The organism is Cytobacillus sp. Bva_UNVM-123 (assembly GCF_046351715.2).
Lineage (GTDB): Bacteria > Bacillota > Bacilli > Bacillales > Cytobacillaceae > Cytobacillus.
Map to the genome: position 1 here is coordinate 4,949,580 of NZ_CM177772.1, position 25,359 is coordinate 4,974,938.

The 25,359-nt window shown below is 38.8% G+C and carries 20 protein-coding genes; 2 read left to right on the plus strand and 18 right to left on the minus strand.

The features are described from left to right. Positions 1-18: 18 nt before the first annotated feature. From KDN24_RS25145 to fdhD, 7 genes are all read right to left on the minus strand, one after another. Positions 19-1,245, minus strand: a complete 1,227-nt coding sequence (locus KDN24_RS25145; protein WP_409970995.1) for a molybdopterin molybdotransferase MoeA — start codon at positions 1,243-1,245, stop codon at positions 19-21. Between the two features lie 2 nt (positions 1,246-1,247). Further along, positions 1,248-1,925, minus strand: coding sequence for a molybdenum cofactor guanylyltransferase (mobA, locus tag KDN24_RS25150; RefSeq protein ID WP_409970994.1), 678 nt, complete (start codon positions 1,923-1,925; stop codon positions 1,248-1,250). 18 nt (positions 1,926-1,943) lie between these two features. Beyond that, on the minus strand, positions 1,944-2,741 hold the full coding sequence (locus tag KDN24_RS25155; RefSeq protein ID WP_409970993.1) for a formate dehydrogenase accessory protein FdhE: 798 nt from the start codon (positions 2,739-2,741) through the stop codon (positions 1,944-1,946). 111 nt (positions 2,742-2,852) lie between these two features. Continuing rightward, complete coding sequence (locus tag KDN24_RS25160) at positions 2,853-3,524, minus strand: formate dehydrogenase subunit gamma (RefSeq protein WP_491348221.1); 672 nt, start codon at positions 3,522-3,524, stop codon at positions 2,853-2,855. Beyond that, positions 3,517-4,341 (minus strand): 4Fe-4S dicluster domain-containing protein, encoded by an 825-nt coding sequence (locus KDN24_RS25165; RefSeq protein ID WP_409970992.1) that lies wholly within the window; start codon positions 4,339-4,341, stop codon positions 3,517-3,519. Before KDN24_RS25165 ends, KDN24_RS25160 begins: the two co-directional genes overlap by 8 nt. Beyond that, the gene (gene fdnG / locus KDN24_RS25170; RefSeq protein WP_409970991.1) at positions 4,341-7,313 is read right to left on the minus strand and encodes a formate dehydrogenase-N subunit alpha; all 2,973 of its coding nucleotides are present in this window, start codon (positions 7,311-7,313) and stop codon (positions 4,341-4,343) included. The genes KDN24_RS25165 and fdnG overlap by 1 nt, the downstream gene beginning before the upstream one ends. 49 nt (positions 7,314-7,362) lie before the next feature. Beyond that, positions 7,363-8,127 carry a formate dehydrogenase accessory sulfurtransferase FdhD gene (gene fdhD, locus KDN24_RS25175; RefSeq protein WP_409970990.1) on the minus strand — a complete coding sequence of 255 codons (765 nt, stop codon included), beginning with the start codon at positions 8,125-8,127 and terminating at the stop codon, positions 7,363-7,365. A gap of 362 nt (positions 8,128-8,489) precedes the next feature. Between fdhD and KDN24_RS25180 the strand changes: the two genes are divergently transcribed. Beyond that, positions 8,490-9,416 carry a c-type cytochrome gene (locus KDN24_RS25180; protein ID WP_409970989.1) on the plus strand — a complete coding sequence of 309 codons (927 nt, stop codon included), beginning with the start codon at positions 8,490-8,492 and terminating at the stop codon, positions 9,414-9,416. Between the two features lie 708 nt (positions 9,417-10,124). Further along, entirely contained in the window at positions 10,125-11,609 is a 1,485-nt protein-coding gene (locus KDN24_RS25185) for a sigma-54 interaction domain-containing protein (RefSeq protein WP_409970988.1), read from the plus strand. Positions 11,610-11,711: 102 nt separating this feature from the next. Here KDN24_RS25185 and KDN24_RS25190 read toward each other — a convergent pair whose 3' ends face one another. From KDN24_RS25190 to caiA, 11 genes are all read right to left on the minus strand, one after another. Then, positions 11,712-12,710, minus strand: coding sequence for an L-carnitine dehydrogenase (locus KDN24_RS25190; RefSeq protein WP_409970987.1), 999 nt, complete (start codon positions 12,708-12,710; stop codon positions 11,712-11,714). Positions 12,711-12,747: 37 nt separating this feature from the next. Then, a complete protein-coding gene (locus KDN24_RS26390) occupies positions 12,748-14,730 on the minus strand; it encodes a methyl-accepting chemotaxis protein (RefSeq protein ID WP_525931263.1) in 1,983 nt (660 codons plus the stop codon). A 24-nt stretch (positions 14,731-14,754) separates the two neighbouring features. Beyond that, positions 14,755-16,080 carry an MFS transporter gene (locus KDN24_RS25205; RefSeq protein ID WP_491348222.1) on the minus strand — a complete coding sequence of 442 codons (1,326 nt, stop codon included), beginning with the start codon at positions 16,078-16,080 and terminating at the stop codon, positions 14,755-14,757. Between the two features lie 272 nt (positions 16,081-16,352). Further along, the gene (locus tag KDN24_RS25210) at positions 16,353-17,204 is read right to left on the minus strand and encodes a MaoC/PaaZ C-terminal domain-containing protein (protein ID WP_409970985.1); all 852 of its coding nucleotides are present in this window, start codon (positions 17,202-17,204) and stop codon (positions 16,353-16,355) included. 218 nt (positions 17,205-17,422) lie between these two features. Continuing rightward, positions 17,423-18,970 carry a crotonobetaine/carnitine-CoA ligase gene (caiC, locus tag KDN24_RS25215; RefSeq protein WP_409970984.1) on the minus strand — a complete coding sequence of 516 codons (1,548 nt, stop codon included), beginning with the start codon at positions 18,968-18,970 and terminating at the stop codon, positions 17,423-17,425. Positions 18,971-19,017: 47 nt separating this feature from the next. Then, the gene (locus tag KDN24_RS25220) at positions 19,018-19,302 is read right to left on the minus strand and encodes a 4Fe-4S dicluster domain-containing protein (protein ID WP_409970983.1); all 285 of its coding nucleotides are present in this window, start codon (positions 19,300-19,302) and stop codon (positions 19,018-19,020) included. Beyond that, entirely contained in the window at positions 19,299-20,585 is a 1,287-nt protein-coding gene (locus KDN24_RS25225) for an FAD-dependent oxidoreductase (protein ID WP_409970982.1), read from the minus strand. Before KDN24_RS25225 ends, KDN24_RS25220 begins: the two co-directional genes overlap by 4 nt. A 121-nt stretch (positions 20,586-20,706) precedes the next feature. Beyond that, positions 20,707-21,648 carry an electron transfer flavoprotein subunit alpha/FixB family protein gene (locus tag KDN24_RS25230; RefSeq protein WP_409970981.1) on the minus strand — a complete coding sequence of 314 codons (942 nt, stop codon included), beginning with the start codon at positions 21,646-21,648 and terminating at the stop codon, positions 20,707-20,709. 27 nt (positions 21,649-21,675) lie between these two features. After that, complete coding sequence (locus KDN24_RS25235; protein WP_409970980.1) at positions 21,676-22,446, minus strand: electron transfer flavoprotein; 771 nt, start codon at positions 22,444-22,446, stop codon at positions 21,676-21,678. A 181-nt stretch (positions 22,447-22,627) separates the two neighbouring features. Further along, positions 22,628-23,842: an L-carnitine CoA-transferase gene (gene caiB / locus KDN24_RS25240; RefSeq protein ID WP_409970979.1), complete on the minus strand. Its 1,215-nt coding sequence runs from the start codon at positions 23,840-23,842 to the stop codon at positions 22,628-22,630. 61 nt (positions 23,843-23,903) lie between these two features. After that, entirely contained in the window at positions 23,904-25,037 is a 1,134-nt protein-coding gene (gene caiA / locus KDN24_RS25245) for a crotonobetainyl-CoA dehydrogenase (protein ID WP_409970978.1), read from the minus strand. Positions 25,038-25,359 lie beyond the last annotated feature (322 nt).

The window sequence follows — 25,359 nt, forward strand, 5'->3', positions numbered from 1 at the left end:
AAAGACATCATCAATGATTTAAAATAATCGAATGGGAACGAGCTCCCCTTTTTGAATGCCTTCACTCGGTGCTGCAATTTCAATCATTCCGTCACTTTGTACTAGGGTCGAGATTAAGCCAGATTTCCCAAATATCGGTTCTGCAAACCATTGATTATTCTCTTCAAAAAGTCGCACCCTCACATAGTCTGTTCGACCTGTTGCAGATGGAATGTTCTTCGTTGCCTTCGCAAACGTCAGTTGTTTTTCATGAGAACGAATCCCTTGGAGCTGCTCTAAAACTGCTTTTCCAAATAAACGGAAGATAATAGCAGCTGAAGCGGGATGGCCTGGTAAACCAATTATCGGCTTTTCCTTCGCTACTGACAAAATCGTCGGTTTTCCCGGTTTAATTGAAACACCATGAACGAAAACCCCCGGCTCCCCAAGTGATTGAATCACATCCACCGAAAAATCCTTTGTACCAACTGAACTTCCACCAGATACGACTAAACAATCTGATATCTCGAGCAGTTCCCGTGCTTTTCGTTCAAACTCATCACGATTATCCTTCACAATTCCTCCATATTGAAAGGTGAAGCCCCATTCCGATACAAGAGCACCAATGGTTATCCAATTCATATCTCTTATCTCACCAGGTGCAAGCGTTTGCGTTTCAATTGGCACAATTTCATCACCTGATGATAAATAGCCGATTACAGGCTTGCGAAAGACGGAAACTTTTGTAATTCCCTGTGAAGCAAGGGCCCCTAATTCCTGTGAACGAAGCTTCGTTCCTTTTGCTAAAAGAAGATCGTCCTTTTTCATATCTTCCCCTATCGATATGATGTTTTCTCCTGGAGCGGATTGCCGATAAACATTAAGCAAGCCGCTCATGTTCTCACAATGTTCAATCATGACAACAGCATCACTACCTTCAGGGATCATAGCACCTGTAGGAACATACATCGCTTCTGTTGACTGAATGGCTTTTGACGCAGCCTCTCCCATTCGAACCTCTCCGATAAGGGTGAGAAATCCAGGCATGTTTTCTGATGAACCGAATGTATCTTTAGCCTTGACTGCATATCCATCAACAGTGGAACGACGGAAATCAGGGACATTTTCGTTTGTGTATACATCATCAGCCAACACGAAATGAAGCGCTTCAAAAAGTGGTTTCTCAATCTTTTCAGTTAACGGATGAATCTGTTCCCTTATTAACTTGAACGTTTCCTCCACCGATTTAACTTGGAAAAATTTCATTGTTAATCTCTGCTTTCTCTTAGCTTTTTATCATCTTGAACGCCCACATCATTGAAAGCATTCTTGCTTTCATTTTGATCATGATTAAAGTTGCTGAATAATGTTAAAGCTTCTTCAAATTCCTCAGGATGGTTCATATTAAAAAAATGACTAGCCTGGAATGGAAACTTTAACTCATTCAGATCATCTTCAGTAACAATTTTTGCTTGTACATGTTGTAAAAAATATCTTATCCGCAGCTGTTCATTTTGTAAGGAGTTATTAATTTCCTCTTTTACATCCTTACGATATGCCGCAAATAACGGATGAAGCTGACCTGATATTTGTGGCACAGCTGCCTGATAATCGTGTAAATAATTAAGTAAAACTGCTCCTAATTCAGAAGAAATAAAAGGCATATCACAAGCAACAACTAGATTTTTATCCGTTTTTGTTGCGTTTAAGCCTGCATGTATACCTGCAAGCGGTCCCATACCCTTCCATTTATCCTCAACTATCGGAAGGCCGAGAAATTCATATTCACTTGGTGTGTTTGTCACGATAATAATGCTTGAGACAACCTTTTTTAGTTCATCAGCAATTTGCTCAATTACTGTTTTTTCACCAATTTTTAATAATGCTTTATTCGTTCCCATTCTGCTCGATTTGCCGCCAGCATTAATAATTCCTGTCGCCGTCATCATTATCTCACCTACCCATTAATGGGAATTGGACTCTTCCTGAATGCCAAAGCCTTTTTCTTGAGCGATAAAGTCTAAATGAATATTTTTAACATCTAGTAATGTAGGAGATTCCTTTTTAAATAGCTTCCTTATATCAATAACTTTAGTATATCCCTTACATTTATTGCAAGCATGAATCTCAGCTGTTTCTTCTCCTTCAATTTTGAGAACAACTAGATTTCCTTCTGTCCCACAATGCGCACAGCTAATCTTCTTTACATCCCATTGGTGAAGACAGCGTGGACATGTCATCTCTTTACCGCCATTTTTTCCGACTAAGGCAAAACGAGCTGGTTCACCACAAGAAGGACAAGCATGACTGTCTTTTCCACCTTTTAATGGTTCGGCTAATTGTTCAGTTGCCTTTTGAATATACGGACGTGCTGCATGTTCAGCTACAAAAACTGGAAGCCACTCTGGAATGCCATTTTCTTCAGCAAATTTATGAAAATAAAATTGATTTACAGCAATTGTTTCTTTAAACCATTTTTCAAGCAGTTCTGTTGTTAAAAGGACAGTTATTTTCTTTCCTTCATCTTGTAATTCTGATTTATTCTCACCAATCAATTGAAGCAATTCCACAATAAAAGTTCGATACTGTTGAAGATCAATCTTGATTTCTACTTGTGGAATAAGTGGAAACTTTCCTTTGTTTATTTTCTCTAAATTTGAAATAGTCATGTCATTAATTTGTTCAATCCACGTATCATGTAAAGCTTGAATTGCTGTTTGCAATTTCTCATAGTTATTATCAAGAACACTGTTTTTCGCCATAAAAAACACCACTTTCATTTTAAAGTTTTCTATACAACAGATGAAAGGCTACCCTGAATTCAGGGTAGCTCTTTCTCATTGTTATTTCAATGTTCATTTATTAATTTTCGCTTAAGCATGTTTCTTCTTCTTTTTATCTGATTCTTGAAGCTCATCATACCAGCGACCATGGTGATCTTTTGCGTATTCCTCTGTCACATCCCCTTTTGTAATCCCTCTCATCGAAGGACGTGCAAGGACTAAAGACATATAAATATGTGCAATTGCTACAGCTGCGGCAAGACCAAGGCCAATTGCATGAATTGGATATGCCCACATAATAACCCCATAAGGGAAGAAGCCTTTGCCAACCCACATCACAATACCAGAACCAATTAACATTAAAGTTGTAATAATCATTAACCAAGAGTTAATTTTTTCACCGGCATTGAAGAAATCTTGCTTCGGAACGTTTGACTTCAAGCCAAAAAACTCTTTCGGAAATTCCTTAAAAAATAGCAGATCATGCTTTTTCCAGGAAAAGATGTTTTTCATCCAGTTCATAAATCCTTTAAAGTCAAAAATAATCATAATAAACAGTGGCAGCATAAATGCGACAGCAGCAATTCTATGCACTAAACGAGCACCAGCAGGGCCACCAAATACTGGATAGAGCCAGTTAAAAAACTCAGTGTACATTGGAAGGGCAGAAATGTATAGGACGAAAAACGCACCTGCATTTACCCAGTGGGATATGATGAAACCTTTATTAAAACGCTTAACCATTTTCTGAGGTTTACTCATGATCCTGCCCTCCTTCATGATTACCCTTTTCCTTATTAATCGCAGAAGAAATGACTGAAGCAATTACCGCCATTGATGTCGCTCCTAATAATGCCTTGCCAATTGGATGTGCATAATCTTTCCAAACGACTTGAGATAGAGGAACCTTCGGATCTTCAGGAAGCCCGTAAACAGATGGCTTGTCAGCTAGAAGATATACAGTTGTTGTTCCTTTAATCCCTTGTGGATTGTAAATATTCGCATTCGGGAAGCGCTCTTTAATTTTCGCTAAACGTTGCTCAGCTTCAGCTAAAACCTTATCCTTTTCATCATAAACTAAGCAATCTGTATGACAAGCTGTTACACATGCAGGGCGCAAGCCTTCTTCTAAACGATTTGTACAAAGATCACATTTCTGTGCTTTGCGGTATTCTTTTCCTTTATTGTCTAAGTATGTCGCAAGCTGAATAACATCAAACGGACAGTTATTCACACAATATCCACAGCCTACACATTTGTCTGCATCAACAACAACAGAACCAAATTCAGTATGACTAATCGCAAACTCAGGACATGCTTTTTCACATGCAGCTTCTACACAGTGGTGACAAGACTTATGTCTAAACAACCATTCGAAATTACCATTAGCTGTTTCTTGTTCATCATAAGTAATGACATTCCAAGTATTCGCTGTAAGTGTTTTATGGGATTGCACACTTCCTTGAAACTCCTCTGGTTCTGCAGGAAGGTCATTCCAGTTTTTACACGCTACCATACATGCACGGCAGCCATCACATTTCGTTACATCAACAAATTTAATATATTCATAATTTGCCATTATTTTGCCCTCCTAACATCACAAAGGAATGCTTTATATTCAGGAATAGTCGTATTAGCATCTCCAATATTTGGTGTTAAGCGGTTGGCAGTTGCACCTGTTGCAATTCCTTTATAGCCAAAATGCCAAGGCATTCCGATATGGTGCATCGTTTTGTCTTTAAGCTTATATGGCTTAAATCGTTTCGTAATCATCGCATATGCTTCAATTTCACCACGAGCAGATGACACAATAATTCGGTCCTTATTCGCAATGCCTCGTTCTTTAGCCAGCTCTTCACTTATTTCAACATACATATGTGGAACAAGCTCAGCTAACCATGGGACGTTGCGCGTCATGATTCCTGATTGCCAATGTTCAGATACACGATAAGTAGTTGCAATAACCGGGAATTCTGAAACATCACCACGTACATTTATTTCTTTTTCGCCGAACTGAACAGCTGGGTTTAATTGAACACTTGAAAATGCATTAGAAATCGGATTTTCATATGGCTCATAATGCTCTGGGAATGGACCTTCATTAATACCTGCGAATAGTCCACCCTTACCACCTGCAATCATAATAAATGGATCATTGAAAGTTGGATCGTTCGGACCTTTTGTCGCAGCAAAGTCTGGAACATCATTACCTACCCATTTACCTTGAGCTGCATCCCAGTAAATTCCGACGCGATCCTTGCTCCATGGTTTTCCATTCAAGTCTGCACTTGCACGGTTGTATAAATTTCGACGGTTAGCAGGCCAAGCATAAGACCATTTCAAGAAGTTGCTCATACCTTCGTTTGTGTTGTCTCGGCGTTTCGCTAAGTTGTCGTTTTCTGGATAGAAACCGGTGTAAATCCAGCAGCCTGCAGTTGTAGAACCATCATCCTTCAGATCCGCAAAAGCTTTCACTTGCTGCTTCGTTTTCCAATCATATCCGTTGATGTCTCGGCAAACTAAATCAATATCTGGATGATCGGTATTACCGTACTCCCAATGCAAAGATTTAATTGGCTGATCACCAGGCTTCGTACTATTTTTATAAAGCTCTTTTAAGCGGCGTGCCAGCATGTGAGTTATTTCTAAGTCTGCTTTTGATTCGCCCTTTGGTGCAATTGCTTGCCAGCGATATTGCATCCAGCGTCCAGAGTTCGTTATTGAACCTTCTTTTTCATAAGATGAACATGCTGGTAAGAAAATGACTTCCGTTTGGATGGATGCAGGGTCTGAACCAGCTTCTTTCTGCCAGAATGCAGATGTTTCTGTTTCAAATAAATCAATGGCAACCATCCATTTTAAGTTGCTTAACGATTTAATCGCTTGACCAGCATTTGGTCCGCCAACTACAGGGTTTGAACCGAACATAATTAAGCCTTCAAGCTCTTTGCGATACATCGCATCAAATAACCGAATGAAAGAATAGTCTTTTCCAGTTCCGATCTTCGGCATGAAATGATAGCCAAAATCATTTTCCTTCGTTGCACTGTCACCATAGAATGATTTCAGCATACTCGTATAGAATTTCGGCTTATTCGTCCAGAAGCCACCTTTCGGAGTAATCCTTTCTAGGAAGGCTTCATAAGTGACATCCGTATCTGTTGGCACTTCCATATATCCTGGTACGTTATGATATAGGAGACCGAAGTCAGTTGAACCTTGAACGTTTGATTCTCCACGAAGTGCGTTTACACCGCCACCTGCAATTCCAATATTACCTAGTAATAATTGTAGAATCGCATAGGCACGAATATTTTGCGTACCAACTGTATGCTGTGTTCCACCCATCGCATATAAAATCGTTCCTGCCTTACCTACTTCTCCAGTGGAACCATATGTTTTACAAATGTCGATATATGTTTCTTTATCAGTTCCTGTTACACCAGTAACCGTATCAACATCATAGCGGGAATAGTGCTTCTTCAATAATTGGTATACACAACGAGGATCTTTTAATGTTGGATCCTTCATGATCTTGTCTTCTTCGTCCTTTTTAAAGCTCCATTGCTTCTTATCATATTTTCTTGTTTTCTCATCATAGCCATTGAAAATACCATCATTAAATGAATAATTATCATCAACAATATAAGAAGCATTTGTATAATTCAGTACATACTCTTTATGATAAAGCTCATGTTCCAGAACATAATTAATCATACCGCCAATAAAGGCAATATCTGTTCCAGAACGAAGCTGTCCATACATATTTGCCATTTGCGATGTTCTTGTATAGCGCGGGTCTACTGATATTAGCTTCCCGCCTTTTTCGATCGCTTTAGAAATCCATCTAAAGCTAATCGGATGATTCTCAGCAGGGTTCGCACCGATTACCATTAATACATCGGCATACTGAAGATCGTTCCAGTGGTTTGTCATTGCTCCACGACCGAATGAAGGTGCCAGACCGGCAACCGTTGAACTGTGTCATATTCGGGCCTGGTGTTCGATATAGGATAATCCTAAACCTGCACGGAATAATTTATGAAGTAAATGACATTCTTCGTTATCTAGTGCAGCTCCACCTAAATAGGCAATCGCGTCAGTTCTATTAACTGTCACTCCTTTATCCTGATGGACAAATGTTTTATCACGGGTTTCTTTAATATTCTTGGCTACTTTATCTAGTGCAAAGTCCCAATCTACTTCTTCCCATTTGCTACTTCCAGGTGCGCGATACATTGGTTTTGTAATCCGTTTTTCAGATGTAAATACTTGACGAACCGTTGTACCTTTACTGCATAATGTTCCTTCATTAATTGGATGATCAGGATCACCCTCTGTGTAAATAACATCATCACCAGTAGAATAAACTAAAATCCCACAACCAACTGAGCAATATGGGCAAATAGTGGATGTTGGCTTTAGTTCGGCAATTTTGAATTCCTTGGATTTCGCCTTAGCTCCCTTTTCATCGAAGCCAAGCTCGACTACAGCTAAAGTAGCAGCCACGGCACCCGACAATTTCAGAAACTGTCTCCTTGTAAAATCCATGTTTTTTCCCCCTAACTACATGAATAGAATTTATATAAAAAAATCCAAATTAATTTGGATGAACCCCCAAAACTCTGTCTTCAAGATTGTTTATCACTCGACCAAATGAAGTATACGGAACAGCCATTCTCCCTCGTAAATAGCCGACCACTTCAATTTGCAAAAATTTCGCTAGCTGTACAGCCTGCTTTGTTGCCGCAGTCCTTGAACCAATGACTGGAAATCCGAATTTCGCTGCTTTTGAAAGCATTTCATATGAAACCCTCCCAGTCGTTAATAGCAGCAGCTCTTCTGGATTTAAATCATTCCTAAGCGCATGTCCAATTATTTTATCGACTGCATTATGTCTGCCAATATCCTCACGAACAGTTATTTCTCCGTCCGCATTTACAATACAAGCTCCATGCATGCCACCAGTTTCAGCATATAATGGAGAATTCTTGGCAAATTCACTTCGTTTTTTTAATATATAACTCAAAAGATACGTCTTCTCAGACTGCACTTTAGCAAACGTTTTCACGTCCGTCATTGAAAAAAAGGTGACCCCTCTCCCACAACCTGCCGTGTAATGCTTCTTCTTTGAGAACATTACTTCAGGATCAAAGCCCTCTTTCAGTAGTACGTCCAATATTCCAGTTCCCTCATCATAGCTTATAGAGGAAATATCCTCTGAAACCGCTATCATCCCTTCAGAAAATAAGTAGCCATAAACCCAGTCCTCTAAGTCCTCGTTCGTTAACTGGAAAACCGCGACCTCATATCCATTTATTTTAAGAGTAATAGGAAACTCTTCTGGGCATCCTTTTTTATTCATCATGTTTCGCCCCTTTAATGGAGTGTACCCATTGTATTTTATGAAGATAATCATAATCATTCTGTTACAAATATCACATTTATCAGATTAATAGTGATGTAAATGTGAAATATATAGTCATAATAACCTATGAGTTCATATTAGTAGGAAACTAGTATTTTAACAGTAATTATTGTCACATATATAGGAAGAAAAACTACAGAATGAGAAATAGTTCACAAAGCGTTCAAATTTATGTGTGAACACTTTGTGTCTTTGGAGAAAATTCAGAATTTAGACACGAGTATATTAATCAAATCTTAACAATTCGTTTTTATACTGAGGGCGAAATAAATAAGTGCATAAAAGAAAGGAAGATAAGAATGAATAAACCAGTACTTTCATCTATTCTTGCTATCGTCTCAGTATTAATATTAGGCTTTACCATTACTATTTATGTAGTAAAAGACTCTAAACAAAATGTTGCAGAAGATTCACAGGTGGCTGCTGTAGATGACAAGGAAAAAGCAGAAGAAACAGCTAAACACCCTTATGCCCCTCCAAGTATGGATGATGTACCTGACGGGGAAGAAGGGGAATTAATTAAGCTTGGATATAAATATGCCAATGAAACGAGTACACTATTAGACGAATATGTCGGTAATAAATTAACTTGTGCAAGCTGCCATGCAAATGGTGGATATGAAGGTGCACTAGATCTTGTCGGTATTTCTAAAACAAGTCCTTCCTATAATCCTCGTGCAGGTAAAGAAGTGACTCTCGAGGACAGAATCAATGGGTGCTTTAGAAGAAGTATGAACGGAAAACCATTACCGAAAGATTCTCAAGAAATGAAAGCAATGGTTGCTTTCTATGACTATATCTCACAAAATGTTCCAGATGGAACAACCGAAAGGCCTTGGGCAAAATTAAAAAAATCAGAAGCTGATATTGTAAATGTCGATATTGCAAAAGGTGAAGAGCTATACAATAAAGCTTGTATCACTTGCCATGCAAGTGGTTCTGATGCGCCGGCAGGTTTAGCTCTATGGGGTGATGATTCATATAATATTGGTGCCGGAATGGCTAGAAAGCGAACTGCTGCTGGCTTTATTCAAACCTTTATGCCTAAAACTGAAATGGGTGGTTATGCTCCGGGTTCATTAACGGATGAAGAAGCAATGAATCTTGCGGCTTATATTAATGCTCAAGAGCGTCCAGACTTCCCAGATAAGATTTATGACTGGCCAAATGGAGATGCACCAGATGACTCTGCATATGAGACTCTTGCAGGAAAGAAGAAAGATTAATAGGGCAACGCAATTGAATATTTATTCTTTCTAAGAGAAATTTGGGTCTTAAATGTGGTTCATGAGACCACAGTGTGATGAAAGTTGCAGAGGGTGTGGTCTCATGACGCTCTCTGGAGACCATTGTATAGATGAAAATGCAGGGGGAGTGGTCTCATAACGCTCTCTGGAGACCATTGTATAGATGAAAATGCAGGGGGAGTGGTCACATGGCGCTCTTTGGAGACCACTACATAAATGATATTGCGACAGGAGTGGTCCCATAACGCTCTCTGGAGACCATTGTATAGATGAAAATACAGGGGGAGTGGTCTCATGGCGCTCTTTGGAGACTACTACATAAATGAAATTGCGACAGGAGTGGTCTCATAAACCTCTCTTGAGACTACTGCATAAATGAAAATGCGGCAGAAGGGGTCTCATCATACTCTCATAGAGCCACAATGAACACAAAAAAGCGCATCAAATAGTTGCAAAATAGGGAGAAGGAGCTGTCCGAACTATGGATAGCTCCTTCTCCCTATTATCTCTGCCATATTAATGAAAACGTTAATAAAACGTTCGTTTTTGTACGGTCGTTATCGATTGAAAAATATGAGAAAATAATATAGAGGCTTCAAGTTATCTAGGACATCAATATAATTATAGTTTTCACAGCTTTAATTTCAGCATTTTGTAAAAATATAGTGAGATTAGGAGATGCACAAAATGACTAGAAGTAATCTGTCAGGATCTCAAATAAGAATGAACGAACATGAGACATGTTGTCAGAATATAAATGCGGATTACGATCTGATCATTAGATCTTTAAACGGATTAGAGGATTGTTATTTTTCAATCGTTGATGCAACTGGGAAAATTGTTTTTGTATCAGAAGACTTTGAAGACATAGATGGTTACGCAACTTGTGATATATTAGGAAAAAATGTATTAGATGTTTACAAATTAGGTAAAGAAAACAGTGTGCATATTAGAGCAATACTTGAAAAACGAGTATTTAAAAATACAATTTTAAAATATCCTTCCGTCGATGGAAAACCGATTGAGCTTGTTATGGATATTTATCCAGTTTGTTCTGGGAACGAAGTCATTGGCTCCATTGCTATTAGCCGTGACACAAGTAAAATTCAAGCCCTTACAGACACAGTATTACAGCTTCAAAAAGCACTTAATAAACAAGTGCAAAAATCAAATAATAATGGAACCCAATTTTGCTTCGATGACATTATCGGTTCTGGAGATCGTATGAAAAGTGTCATAATAACTGCGAAAAGAATGGCGCGTTCTGAATCTCGAATTATGATTTTAGGAGAAACCGGGACAGGAAAAGAGCTGTTTGCCCAGAGCATTCACAACGAAAGCTCAAGGGCTAAAGAGCCTTTTATTGCCGTAAACTGTTCGGCTATTCCAGAAACATTATTAGAAAGCATCCTTTTTGGGACAAGTAAAGGGGCATTTACCGGAGCAGAAGATAAACCGGGATTATTTGAAGAGGCAAAAAATGGAACCCTTTTCCTTGATGAGCTTAATTCAATGAGTATCGTTCTTCAGTCTAAGCTGCTGAGAGCATTGGAAACGAATCGTATTCGTCGAGTAGGGGGAAACAAAGAAATCCCGATTAACCCACGAATTATAAGTGCGATGAATATTAACCCGATCGAAGCAATCGAGACTGAAAAACTACGAAGTGATTTCTATTATAGATTAGCTGTCGTCACATTAGAATCTCCTCCTTTACGAGAAAGACAAGAGGATATCATTACATTATCATGGTTTTACATTAACAAATATAATAAAATTTTAGGAAGAAAAGTTCGTGAAATGTCACCAGATTTCATTCAAATATTGGAGAGCCATAGCTGGCCAGGAAATGTTCGCGAATTAAGTCATTGTATTGAGCATGCAATGAATATGATTGATCCTACTGACATTTCCTTACTCGCAAAGCATTTACCTGCATTCCTTCAGGAAAAAAACAACCAGTGTCATATTCTTCCTATCGCTATGCCAAAAAGCAATGACTATAAACAAATCATGATCCAAGTTGAAAAGGATTTGCTCATTCAAGCTCTTAAACGCAATAATGGCAATATGAATCAAACTGCAATTGAATTAGGTTTGACTAGACAATGCCTATTCTATAAACTGAAACGACTTGGTATCGATATCCAGCATGATATTCACATTGAATAATCTAAGGTAAAATCAGGGATAAATCAAAAATAACCTTAACACTTCTAGCATATTCTAAGCTAAAGTGTTAAGGTTATTTTTCTCTGTACATCTTTTCATATATTAAGAAAGCCTTCCCTTTTGCATCGCTCTATCCCTGTTTAATATTTTTCCAGAAGCATAGTCGTACTGTGCCAAGGCTTCCATAATTGAAACGATACATTGATCCCTTACTTTTTCTAATTCACGAAGTTCAAGTCCTTTTGATTGTTCATTTGTACCATTTACCATCTTCTCTATCAATTCTTCAGTAAGCTCTGGCGCTTCTAGCTTTGTCCATGGTAATTTTAATGCTGGGCCAAATTGACTCATGAAATGTCTCATGCCTTTTTTACCACCAGCTAGCCAATAAGTTAAGTTCGTTCCCATAAACGCCCATCTTATGCCAGCACCATAAATGATAGCTTGATCTAATTCATCTGTTGTGGCAATATTATCATTCACCATATGTAATATTTCTCGCCAAAGAGCCTCTAGTAATCGATCCGCAATGAAACCATCGATTTCGACTCTTACCTTTAACGGCTTCATCCCGATCATTTCGTAAAATTGGGATGCTGTTTCAATAGCCTCAGCCGAAGTCTTTTCACCTCCTACAACCTCTACTAATGGCAATAAGTAGACAGGGTTAAAGGGGTGAGCAACGACAAATCTTTCTGGATTCATCATTTCTGACTGAAGTCTTGATGGTAAAAGTCCAGAAGTGCTAGAGCCGATTATGGCATTTGGCTTAGCAAATAGTGAGATTTCCTTCAGTAGAGAAATTTTAATTTCCTCAACTTCACGAACACTCTCTTGAATATAATCTGCCTTTTCTACCGCTTCCTTTAAATCAGGTGTAAAAAAGAGCTTACCTTTCTTATCAGCTGGAACAGAAATAATTCTCTCTACAGCTGCCTCTGCGTTAGCTACTACCTCTCTAATCTCTTCCTCAGCCGACTCTCTCGGATTCGTTGCGATTACGTCAATCCCTCTATGAAGCAATCTCGCTGCCCAACCAGCACCAATAACGCCCGTACCAACGATGGCAACGGTTTTTATTTCATTCCCATTAATCAGCATAATAGTTCTCCCACGGAATGTATGATTTTAAAAAGCATTAAATTTTAAATTTACTGATCGCGTTGTGCAAATCTTGCGCCAGATTGGCCAAGCTCTGACTAGCTGTAGACATTTCCTCCATCGATGCCGTCTGTTCCTCAGTTGCCGCTGATATCGTCTGTGTCTCATCAGCCGTTTCCTTACTCACTTCATTAATTTTCTGAACTTCCTCATTAATTTCCTTACTACCATCCAATATTTGTTCAGTTATGAGCTGGATTTTTTCTGCCATTGTTGAAACTTCCGCAATCATCATATCAATATCACTAAATACCTTCTGTGCTTCATGAACAACCTCTGAACCTAAAGCGACTTCTTTCTTCTCTTCTAACATTGAAATGATGACTTTTTCCGTATCCGATTGAATTCTTTCGACCAACTCAGAAATTTGCTTTGCCTCAGTTTGTGACTGTTCTGCGAGTTTCCCTACTTCACTAGCAACGACCGCAAACCCTTTGCCATGCTCTCCAGCACGCGCCGCTTCTATAGCTGCATTTAAAGCTAGTAAATTCGTTTGCCCAGCTATACTCGAGATTGTGTCGACGATCTGACCAATTTCTTTCGAGCGTTCACCAAGACTACTAACTAATTTTGACGATGTCGTCGTACTTTGTTCAATCATTTCCATCTGGGTCATTACCTGACCGACAATGTCTTTTCCTGTTTGGGATTTCTCAGAGGTATGTAAAGTCTTATCAAGAATGACGGACACATTTCCTGACAAATGATCAATATCACTCGTAATTCGTGCAGAAGTATTAACAGCCTGCTGTACCGATTTCATCTGATTATCAGCCCCATATGCTACCGACGTAATTGAATTTGCTATCTGCTCGGCAGCTTGAGATGACTGTTCAGCACTTGCCGTCAGTTCCTCACTTGATGCAGCTAGATGCTCAGCCGACGTATTGACATGAGTTATTAAATGACGAAGCTTCTGTTTCATTTCTTGGAAGGATTGAGCAAGCTTGCCGATTTCATCACGTGATTTGATTATCACTGAAGAATCACCGAAATTACCTTCCGCCATTTCTTGTGATTGTTTCATCATCACCTGCAATGGCTTTATAATCTTCATTGTTGTAGAAATTATGATTACACATAAAATAAGAACAGCAATGAATCCCCCAACAGCTAGCCCATAAGCCATTGTATCAACTTTAGCAAACAATTCAGACTCATCAATCGTTGAGCACAAAAACCACCCTGTATTCCCAATTGGCGCTGAAGAAATTAACTTGTTTACCCCATCTATCTCGACGGTTTCAACAACATTCGGCTCGGTTTGAATCTTTTGATAAAACTCTCCTAAGCTACCATCATAAATATCTTGTATCAACTCATCTGGCTTAAACTCAGGGTGGCTAACTAATTCCCCCTTATTACTTACTACAAAAACATAGCCCGACTCGCCGATTTTAGCTTCTCTTAATTTAAGCAATAAATCATCCAATTTTACATTAGAAGTAACGACACCAATTTTTTCACCGTTTCTAAAAATGGGTGTACCGACAACAGATAAAAGGTAATTTTCTTCAGTTGTGATATCACGATAAACATCAGAATAGATCGGGCCACCAGTAGATCCAAAAATTTGCTGATACCATTCTCTTGTCCGATGATCATAGTCACTTGGAGGTATCCAATTATCACTATCTACATATCTTTGATCCTCGAAGGCAAAAGCCATTGTCGTAATCCCGTTCTCCTCATCTAAAGGATACTTAACAAAATCACGCAGTTCCTCCATAGACATATCTTTCTTAGCTAGAATGTCTGCATAGTTCTGGGTGGTAAATTCATGCTTCACTAAATCTTTATAGATGGATTCACTATAATATTTAGTTGTTAATTGATTGGTTTGAAGAATTTGTTCTCTTAGCGCCTCTTTAGATGTGTTATAAGCATAATAGCTTAAAATACCAATAAATATGGTTACAGGTACTAATAAACCTATTAACATTTTAGATTTTAGATTCATTGCTACTCTCCTTGCCATAATTTCCTAACGCTTAAAATCCAACGAACTTGATTCAGCTAAGGTCAATCCCTTTGTCTCCGGAGCCATCGCTATTGACACAATTAATCCAATGACCGTGATGCCTACTCCTACTAACATCGTTGGTCCGATTCCATATGACCCCATGAAGATAGGCAGGGCATATGTGGACAGGACGGTCCCAATCCGGCTTATTGCCATCGCTGCACCTACTGCTGAGGCGCGAATTTCTGTTGGAAAAAGCTCATTAGGATAAAGCCATTGTAAAATTCCAGGACCACCAGAAAAGAATGCATACATTCCAAAGGCTGCAACAACAACCCATATATTAGCGGAAGGGAAAATACCTAAAATAGCTAAGGAAAAACTCATAACAGCAAAGCTCCAAATAAGCAATGGACGGCGACCGATTGAATTTAACAAAAACATTGCTGGCACACATCCAAGTAAGAAAAACATACTAATAACAATATCACCTAGAATAGCTTGCTTTCCTGCTCCAAATCCAAATGCACCCATGATTTGTGGACCGAATGTGTATAAACCAAACATCGGGACAACTTGACAAGCCCATATCGTTCCGATAAACATCATTCTACTGAAATAACCTTTTGTAAATATCTTTCTATATTGAGTCTTTTCCACTTCTTCAGGCTCTAACTCTACATTTTCACCAAATAATTGATTTACAATAGCTTGAGCCTCAGCAACACGACCTTTGCGTGCCAGCCATCGTGGTGATTCCGGCGTGCCCCACCTTCCGATTAAGAGAATGATACAAGGAATGACAGCGCTTCCTAACATCCACCTCCAGCCGCCTTCTACATCGACCAAATAATACCCTACAATATCCGCCACAGTTGCACCTACATACCAAACTGCAGCAATAAATCCAATCGAAAGTGCTCGATACTTTCGAGGAGTAAATTCTGCTACCAAAGAGGTTGCAATTGGATAATCTGCACCAATAACAATTCCAATCAAAAATCGCATAATAACAAGCTGCATCGGAGTAGAAACAAACATCGTCGCAATAGAAATGATTGCAATTGCAATAATATCGATCGTAAACATTTTTTGTCGCCCTACTAAATCCGTTACATATCCAAATAGAGCAGTACCGATAAAAATCCCTGCTAAGGCAGCGGCTCCAACTAAAGCACTCCAATGTGCATCTAAATTCAATTCGGGTCCTAATTGAGTTAAAGCAACACCAATAATAACGAGAACATACCCATCTAAAAATGGACCGCCACTGGCGAATAAAATCATCTTCTTAAGAAAAGGCGTTAATTCAAAATCATCGAGCGTTTTTTTGGATTGCTTACTCATTATCGTACACCTTCTTTTATTAGTTAAAGCTAAGACATCAATTATCTACAATACATTTAACATTAATTATCTACGTAACATCGATTTATTTTCTCAGCATATTAGGAAGCTGAGCGAAGCAGCTGGAATATAGCAATATTTCTGAAGCATGCTGAAAAATGTATACTCGCTTTCAATATTCCTATTAGAACCCCGCTCCTACTTCCTATCAAAATATTATTATAAAAAGCACTTCTTCTACTTCTATTGAAATAACTCTTTTGTGAAGCTTCTTATTTCCATTCAATAATGCCAAAGTTTAAATAAGGTTTTGCTTGTGTATACGCATCGATTACTCTAAAGTGAACTTTATTTTCACCCATTTTCCACATTTGTGTCTTAAGTGTAGCTCCTGGAAGAAGCGATGCTGTAATACGAGTTTTGAAACGTGTTAATCTTTCAGGCTCTCCTGGAATGAATGTATTAATGAAATGACGACATGCCACTCCTGCAAAGCTTACAGCATGAAGAATCGGCTTCATTTGTCCATTCTCTTTTGCATACTCCCAATCTATATGTTGAGGGTGATAATCCCCTGATAGTCGATAAATTAATGCTTGATTTTCTGGAATTCGCTCTTCAACCTCAAAGTCTGGCTCTCTTTCTGGAATTTCAACAATATCTTTTGGCGGTTTTGGGCCTCCAAAGCCACCATCATAAATTAAGCAATCCCAGCTTTCATTTGTAAATATTTTCGTACCTGTTTCGTCATAAGTATCTCCTACATGCTGTGCTAACAATCCTCTATCTGGTCCACGGTCATATAACCCTTTAAGTAGGACGTGTGTGCTTAATTTGCCAGACAATTTTGTTAGTGGTTGATGAAACTGTAAGTCAAATCCCCAGTGAAGTGATCCTGCATAGTTATAGCCATAATCGATCGTTTTTGTCACTTCACTATCTACAATTGGCATTGCTGCAAACATCGGAAGAATTTTTAAATCCTTTTCATAAACGTATTGAAGATCCGTTTTTCCATCGATACCAGCACCGCAGCCAAGCGCGAAAAGAATTAAATCTTTGAAATCATATTCTGTTACAAAAGGGCCAAATGTTTGTCCAACCATTTCTGTTTTAATTGCCATTTTTATCATCCTCTCTTTACGGTCCATCATTTCTGTAAAAGGTAGTTAATCGTTGATACATACGAATTTTATATATACGAATCTATGATTCTATAACCTAGCTTTCCTTGACCACCCCCTTAATTCCCAATCTAATCTATAAATCCATTTAATTGTGAAGAATTTCACAATTATTAGTACGTTACTCTCTGAATTTCATGATTGTTTAAGCTTTGTTTCTATTTCAATAATTTTTTTTGTACCTTATAAGTGCATGTGCGAGGTAAGTCTTTCCTTATTTCTATAAAGGACGGCACTTTGAATTCAGCCATATGGGTGCTGCAATATTCCAATATTTCCTTCGTACAAAGATCTTTACCGTCTTGTAAGACAATAAAGGCCTTCACTGCCTCATCACGAATCGGATCGGGTACACCGATTACCGCTGCTTCAACAATTTTTGGATGGGACATAAGAATATTTTCAATTTCGGTAGTCGAAATATTTTCTCCAGACCTTTTAATCATATTTACTTTTCGATCAACAAAGTAAAACCAGCCTGCCTCATCAACATAGCCTTTATCCCCAGTGTGTAACCAGCCCTCAGCGTTTAAGACCTTTTCTGTTTCAACAGGATCATTATAATATTCCTTCATTATGGTTCTTCCAGGGACACCTTTTATATAAATCTCGCCGATTGTATTAGGTGGAAGTTCATTGCCTTCTTCATCAATTATTTTTGCTTCATAGGATAAGCCCGGTTTACCAATAGATGGAAAATCCCTTGGTCCACATGGTGAATCCGTTATGATGCCGACGAGCGACTCGCTTAAGCCATAAGAGGTAAAAAGACGAACATTAAAACGTTCTTCAAAAGCGGTTTTTTCCTCCTCGGTAAGTGTAAGATAGAAGAACACTTCTCGAACACAATGATTCCTTTCCCATTCCTGCTGCGGCTTAAGCATCATTGTCCGAATCATCATTGGAATACACTCAGTAATCGTCGCTTTATAGTCGCAGACTTGCTTCCAAAACCTTCTTGCACTATATTTTTCCACAGAAATCATCGTTGCACCGGCAGAAATTACTGGCATTAAGGCACTAAGCTGGAAATCAACATGAAACGCTGGCATGATCGTTAGAAAACGATCATCTGGCCTAATGGAAAGCTGCCAGGCTGTAAAAATTCCTGAATATAATAAATTACAATGTGTTAATACGACACCTTTTGGCTTTGATGTTGTCCCAGATGTAAAGAGAATTTCAACAGCATCATTGCTGCTTAAAGGTCTGATCTCCTTTAATTCCGTTGGCTGCTTTTCTTGATTTGCCGTAAAATTTATTGTCCCTGAAATATCGTTTTCACTTCTTGCCAGTAAAATATTACGGATGCGGTCGTTCAAAAAACCTTCTTCATAAAATGGTAAAAACTCTTCCTCGACTACTACAGTAGCAATATCACATCGCTCAATAATATCTTTACATTCCTCTTGTGAATATTTCGTATTCAAAGGGACCATTATTGCACCGATTTTGGCGAGTCCAAACCAACACATTAAAAATTCTGGGCAGTTATAAAGCTGAATGGCAACCTTGTCATTCTTTTTTATTCCTAAATCAATGAGGAGATTTGCCGTCTTATTAATCTCCTCATTGAATTGTCGATAAGTAAATTCACTTTTCCTGCCGTTGCAGTCATGAAAGATCAAGACTTTTTTTCCACTATCGTTTTGTGCGAGCTCTTCCCATAGATCTCGCAAAGTCTTGTTCCCCACTATATCTGCCATTTTTTCCACCTTCTTAATTTAGTAAATGAGCTGATTTTTCTTCTGCATCATCCGTATCTGAATTCGACACCCATTGTGCCTTCTGGGTAGTCCCATTTTTTGATAACCGTTCCTAAACACAAAATTCTACATGTGCCACATTCTAGACAGCCTGCATAATCAAAAGACAAAGTTTCATTTTCATTCAGCTTGTATAAACCTGCTGGACAAGCATTGACAAGCTTCATTTTTTCTTTTAAATCAGGGTAAGTAGCATCTATCTCGATATGAGCATTCTCTTCATCGACAAAAAATTTATTTACGCCTAATTTTTCTTCAACACTCATACTCATATTGATTTAACCCCCTTTAATCCATCTTTAACTAAATTCATAAGACCGACAGCCTTCACATGCTTCATCGCCTTTTTCCGTAATGGAACGGCCGGCTTCCCGTCGACAATAAACATGTCTGCCATAATATCTGACAACATCTTAGGATATTGGTTGAAGATACGAGGATTTTCCATGAATGAAGGAAAATTTTTATATATTAATAGATCTTTCATGATGAAGCTATTATCTAACATCGTTTTATAGGTTTTGAGAGAGGCTGAACTGAAATCACCTTTTTCTCTTGCTTCAAGAACGGCCTTTGCTGCTAATTCACCTGATGATATCGCAAAATCCATTCCTCTTACCATATAACCAATATTCATACAAAAGCCTGCTGCATCACCGCAGATTAAGAAGCCATCACCGTATAATGTTGAAACCATGGACAAGCCTGCCTCAGGTACAACATGTCCACTTCTTTCTACTAGCTTACCGCCCTTGATTAATGGAGCTACTTCTGGGTGATTAGAAAAGTCGACAAGCATTTCCTCAATAGTTTTATTGCTTTCACCTATATGTCCTAGACCGAGAACTAAACCAATGGAAATGCTTTCTTTATTTGTATACAAAAAGCCTCCGCCAACTAAGTCGTTACTAGGAAAACCAGCATATAAGCAAGCCGCACCTTCATTATCGGTTAAGCCAAAGCGGTCCTCTATCACACTAGCTGGGAGCTCATAAATTTCCTTAACACCTACAGCAACTTGAGATGGTTCAACTCTTTTTCTTAAACCGGCTTTTTCAGCTAATATAGAATTTACACCGTCAGCTAGAATGACTACATTGGCTCTCATTTCTTCCCCACCACAAATCACGCCTACAACTCGATTGTTTTCGACAATTAGTTCATCTACTCTTATTCCCGCTGTCGCCATCGCACCAGCCTCTTCTGCTTTATCGAAAAGCCAGCGGTCAAACTCGCCACGCAAGACTACATATGAATCACTTCCTGTTTGAGCTAAGCGCGGAGAACGGTAATCCATGCTTACCGTATCGTTTTCGGTCATCATAACAATGCGTTCCTTGACAACTCTTCTTTCTATTGGTGCTTCCTCTGCAAAATTCGGAATGATCTTCTCTAAGCTGTGTGCATAGAGACGACCACCAGTCATATTCTTTGAACCACCATAATTTCCTCTTTCAATGAGAAGTACTTCCAAACCTTCCTGCGCCAATATATAAGCTGCAGTAGAGCCAGCTAAACCTCCTCCGACAATAATCGCATCAAATCCTTCGCTCATTGCTTATCACCTCTACAAATGGTTATGCTTGAACACATATCCAAATGGATTCATATTTTTTCACTCCCATATTACCGAGAAGCCATGCCTCTCAGTAATACAGAATTTCATTTTAGTAAGCTTACAGTGCTTTCATTTTTTCAATAATTTGCGGTAAAACATTATAAATGTCTCCAACTAAGCCGATATCAGCCTGTTTGAAAACTGGTGCATTTTTATCTTTATTAATCGCAACCAATGTTTTTGATTGGTTTACCCCAACCATGTGCTGAATTTGACCAGAAATACCGATGGAGATGTAAACATCTGGCTTCAGAACAACACCGGATACACCAATATAGCGCTCCTTGCCCATCCACTTTTCACCTTCAGCGATTGGTCGGCTACATGCCATTTCTGCTCCGACTAAAGCAGCAAGATCCTCCGCCATTTTCAAGTCTTCCTTGCTTGCAAATCCTCTTCCAACGCCAATTACTCGTTTTGCAGCACCTAAGTTAACTACTTCGCCTTGTTTTGGACGAACTTCTACAACGCGAATACCTGTGTTGTCAACATTTGCATTTACTTCCGTTACTTTCCCTTGTCTTGCTTCATCCTTTGCTGTTGCTTCAAAAACACCCGCTCCGACTGTAACAACCACTGTATCTGAAAGTGCCTTTTCAGTTCTAATTGCTGCACCACCGTAAACCATATGCTTTACAATAATGCTGCCATCTTCTACAGCAAACTCAGAAATATTCGATAATGCACTCGTACCTAGCTGGCTCGCAATTTTTCCAGCGATTAGCTTACCACTTGTAGAAGTATTAACCATAACTAAATTTGCTTGCTCTGCACGAAGTAATTCCGCAATCGCTTTTGAATTTGACTCAATTATTCCTGAATTTCCAGGCTGTTCATATAAGAATACTTGATCAGCTCCGAATTTAATTGCTTCCTCTGCATCTTGTTGACTGCCAAATAAAACGACAGAAACTTCCTCGCCAAGTTGACGTCCACCTGCACAAAGTTCACCAACTGTATTTTGATCATCTGTTATTATCCAAACATTTTTTACCGTCATGACATATTCACCTCTAAATGATTGATATTATTTTAATTCTGCGCTAAGCAGCTTTACAAACGCATCGACAACCTCTTCGGAGTCGCCCTCTAAAATGTTTAAACGACGTTCTACCTGCTCTGGTGCTAGCGTGCTTACGATCTCACTGGATGGTTGATTATCTATAACACCGATTTCGGATAAAGAGAATTTTGTTAACGGCTTTTTATTTGCTGCAATAATATCCTTCATCCCTGCGATACGTGGAACATTTATTTCAGATGTAACAGAAAGAACTGCAGGCAATGAAATTTCAAGTACTTGAATCTCATTTTCTAGCACCCGTTCAATGATCACTTTATCTCCTTCAGGCGTAATTTTATTTACTGCATTTACAACTGGTACACCTAATAATTCGCCTAATTGATTACCGACCTGTTGTGCATATATATCAGATGAACCCGCTCCGCATAATACAAGGTCAAAATCACCCATTTTTTTAATCGCAGCTTCTAAAACTTTAGCAGACTGGTAAGTATCCGCTTGTTCCATTCCTTCATCAGCCACTACATATAAATCATCAAGACCCCTTGAAATAATATCCTTTTTCATTTTTGGATTTTCTAAAATTTTTCCACCAGCGCATAAGCCTGATAATTGACCACCAACAGCCTCCACAATTTGCTTTCCTGCTTCGACAGCATTCAAATCATATGAACCAAATTTCCATTCTGCTTTGTCAAATGATACTTGTCTATCTTTTGTAATGACAATATCCTGTTCTTCCGGTACAGCTTTACAACATGCAATTACTCTCATTTCCTACACCTTCTTAGTCATTTTTTTCATGTAAGATGCATGTATCCCTCATCCATGCATCTCACTTCTCTTTTTTTATTTAGGCTCTGTTAACCATGGCTGTTGATTTCCGCTCCAATCAACAGGTGCAAAAATCAACATTGTCCTTTAACAAAGCCTCTATTTAAGCTTAAAACGTTGTTTAAGATTTTTTGATAATCCCTTTTTCACTTAGGTCTTGAATTTGCTCAATTGAGTAACCTAAATTACTTAAGATATCTTCTGTATCCATTCCAAGTGTTGGCATTGGTCTCCATATTTGTCCTGGATTGTTTTTGAACTTAGGAAAAATATTTGGACCTTTAACCTTTTTACCTTCAATTGTTTCCCATTCGATGAATGCTTCACGTGCTAAAAAGTGAGGATGCTCGACAATTTCATCGAAAGTCATTACTTTATTAGCAGCGATTTTGCACTCAGAGAAATCTTTTTCTACATCGTCTACAGGTTGCGTTAAAAGATACTCTTCTAGCTTTTGCTCAATTAGCTCTGCTTTTGGTCCATCAAGCCATAAAGCACTTGTACCTTCTGGATACTCCTCTGTTCCCCAAAGATGGCCCAAACCGATTCTTTCAAGAATAGCTTGATTTTGTTTAGCCCCATAAAGGCATAAGCTTAGGAAGCCATCTTTACACTTATACACGCCGATCCCACATAAGTTCTGGTGTCTTGCACCAGCGCGAGGATATTTAATTCCCTCATTGAGATAATCCATCATGTAGTAAGCACCCATACGAAGCAATACTTCATACATCGCTACATCAACACTCTCCCCAATACCTGTTTTCTGCGCTTTATGAAGAGCTGCCAAGGCTGAGCTAACTACCATTAGTGAAGTAAAGTAGTCACCCGTATAAGGAGAAGCGATCATCGGCTGCTCTTCTGTTCCGTTCTGGCTTAAATATCCACTAAAGGCTTGGGCTGTTTGGTCATAAGCAGCACGGTTTACTCTTTCCTCTACACCATAATGTCCATAGCCTGAAATATGGACTATTACGAGAGATGGATTGTGCTCCCACATTAATTCATCTGTAATCCCTCGTTTTGCAAAAGCAGGACCTTTACTTGACTCAATAAAGATATCCGCATCTTTAATCAGTTTAAAGAAAACTTCCTTCCCTTCATCTGAGAAGATATTCAAGGATAAACTGCGCTGATTGCGACGTTCTAGCTCTTTGACATACGTTGTATCCCGCATCGAATCGCCCGTAAATGTATTCTCAAGCCAAGTAACGTCTGCTCCCCATTCTGCCATTATCTCAGCTGCAACCGGCCCCGCAATTTCAACTGCAGAATATACAACCTTCAATCCTTGTAAGTTACCAAAAGCAGGAATACTTTGTCCTTTTCCCATCATAAACACCCTCCACTTATCGATTAACAAACAGGTTCATGTTCTTCGGTAAATCATCTATTAATTAACGGTATTTTTTAAGAATTTGTCTTCCAGCAGTAAGAATTTGCATTTCATCTGAACCGCCAGATACTCTATCTACACGAAGGTCGCGCCAGAAGCGAGCAATACGGTGGTCACCTGCGATAGCAACACCTGCTAAAATTTGCATTGCATCATCTACTACTTCAAATGCAGCATTTGCACAATAGTATTTACACATAGCAGCATCTCCAGAATTCATTTCGCCATTATCAAATTTCCAAGCTGTTTCGAATAACATGTTGCGCATGTTTTTCACTTTAATGCCCATGTTGCAGAACTTCTCTTGGATTAATTGGAACCGGCCAATTGCTTCACCGAATTGTACACGTTGGTTCGCATATTTAGCAGCATCTTCAAGAGCGCAAAGTGCAGTTGCATAGTTTGTGCAGCCTACTAAGAAACGTTCGAAGTCGAATTCTTCTTTAACACGATTGAAGCCATTGCCTTCTTTACCGAACATATCCTTCTCTTCTAGTTCAACATTATCGAAATAAATTTCACAGCAGCTGTCCATGCGTAAGCCTAATTTTTCTAGTTTTTCAATTTTGATTCCTGGTAAAGTCATATCAACAAACCATTCAGTGAACGTACTATAGTTCTCAGAATCTCTTGCCATTACAACTAAATAAGGAACGCCAGCACCACTTGTGATAAATGTTTTGTGGCCGTTTAAATATACTTTTCCATCTTTACGAGTGTACGTAGTTTGCAGGCTACCTACGTCAGATCCAGCACTTGGCTCTGTGATTGCCGAGTTCCACATTTGTTTTCCCGTACCGTGTAAAGCCATAATCTTCTCAATTTGCTCCTCAGTACCTTCACGTAAAATCGTATTGAATCCTGGAATTTGGTATAAAACATAAGTTGGTGCACCTAATCTTCCAAGCTCTTCCCAAGCAGCCGCAATCGTTACAAGACCTGCATCAAATCCACCATGCTCTTCTGGTAAGAGAATGCTGTCAATTCCTAAGTCTGCTAATTCCTTAACGAATCTTTCTGGGTATTCACTCTTTTTATCACACTCATCGAAATAGACATCCCAGTTTTCACGAGCCATAAGCTCACGAATTCCTTTAACTAACAGTTCCTGCTCATCATTAAGTCTAAAATCCATGATTAAACCCTCCAATTTATTAGTAAAAATTTAATAGATGGATGCTTCTTTGTTTGCTTAAGAAGCAGCTTTGCCTTAACATTCAACATTTTCATAAACTTACAATCAAGTAGTTATTCAGCTTTCGGAATGCTAATCTGTATTAAAATGTTGAGGAAAATAACAAGCATCCTCCTACTATGATTGTTTTTCTACATGAATTTCTTTGTCACGAAAAGCAAACAACTCTTTTTTCAAATTTAGCCACTATTATACAAATCTATTGATTTCCACTTCAGGCACTCGCTTTCCGCGGGCGGCTCGGGAGCCTCCTCGTCTTACG

Coding starts and splice junctions, on each gene's coding strand:
- KDN24_RS25230 (WP_409970981.1), bottom strand. CDS start 21,648: ATGACGGTAAAAAATGTTTGGATAATAACAGATGATCAAAATACAGTT.
- KDN24_RS25145 (WP_409970995.1), bottom strand. CDS start 1,245: ATGAAATTTTTCCAAGTTAAATCGGTGGAGGAAACGTTCAAGTTAATA.
- KDN24_RS25190 (WP_409970987.1), bottom strand. CDS start 12,710: ATGCTGATTAATGGGAATGAAATAAAAACCGTTGCCATCGTTGGTACG.
- caiB (WP_409970979.1), bottom strand. CDS start 23,842: ATGATGGGAAAAGGACAAAGTATTCCTGCTTTTGGTAACTTACAAGGA.
- KDN24_RS26390 (WP_525931263.1), bottom strand. CDS start 14,730: ATGAATCTAAAATCTAAAATGTTAATAGGTTTATTAGTACCTGTAACC.
- KDN24_RS25220 (WP_409970983.1), bottom strand. CDS start 19,302: ATGAGTATGAGTGTTGAAGAAAAATTAGGCGTAAATAAATTTTTTGTC.
- KDN24_RS25165 (WP_409970992.1), bottom strand. CDS start 4,341: ATGGCAAATTATGAATATATTAAATTTGTTGATGTAACGAAATGTGAT.
- KDN24_RS25225 (WP_409970982.1), bottom strand. CDS start 20,585: ATGAGCGAAGGATTTGATGCGATTATTGTCGGAGGAGGTTTAGCTGGC.
- KDN24_RS25210 (WP_409970985.1), bottom strand. CDS start 17,204: ATGGCAATTAAAACAGAAATGGTTGGACAAACATTTGGCCCTTTTGTA.
- KDN24_RS25185 (WP_409970988.1), top strand. CDS start 10,125: ATGACTAGAAGTAATCTGTCAGGATCTCAAATAAGAATGAACGAACAT.
- fdhD (WP_409970990.1), bottom strand. CDS start 8,127: ATGAATAAAAAAGGATGCCCAGAAGAGTTTCCTATTACTCTTAAAATA.
- caiA (WP_409970978.1), bottom strand. CDS start 25,037: ATGGATTTTAGACTTAATGATGAGCAGGAACTGTTAGTTAAAGGAATT.
- KDN24_RS25180 (WP_409970989.1), top strand. CDS start 8,490: ATGAATAAACCAGTACTTTCATCTATTCTTGCTATCGTCTCAGTATTA.
- caiC (WP_409970984.1), bottom strand. CDS start 18,970: ATGGCAGATATAGTGGGGAACAAGACTTTGCGAGATCTATGGGAAGAG.
- mobA (WP_409970994.1), bottom strand. CDS start 1,925: ATGACGGCGACAGGAATTATTAATGCTGGCGGCAAATCGAGCAGAATG.
- KDN24_RS25205 (WP_491348222.1), bottom strand. CDS start 16,080: ATGAGTAAGCAATCCAAAAAAACGCTCGATGATTTTGAATTAACGCCT.
- KDN24_RS25155 (WP_409970993.1), bottom strand. CDS start 2,741: ATGGCGAAAAACAGTGTTCTTGATAATAACTATGAGAAATTGCAAACA.
- KDN24_RS25235 (WP_409970980.1), bottom strand. CDS start 22,446: ATGAGAGTAATTGCATGTTGTAAAGCTGTACCGGAAGAACAGGATATT.
- KDN24_RS25160 (WP_491348221.1), bottom strand. CDS start 3,524: ATGAGTAAACCTCAGAAAATGGTTAAGCGTTTTAATAAAGGTTTCATC.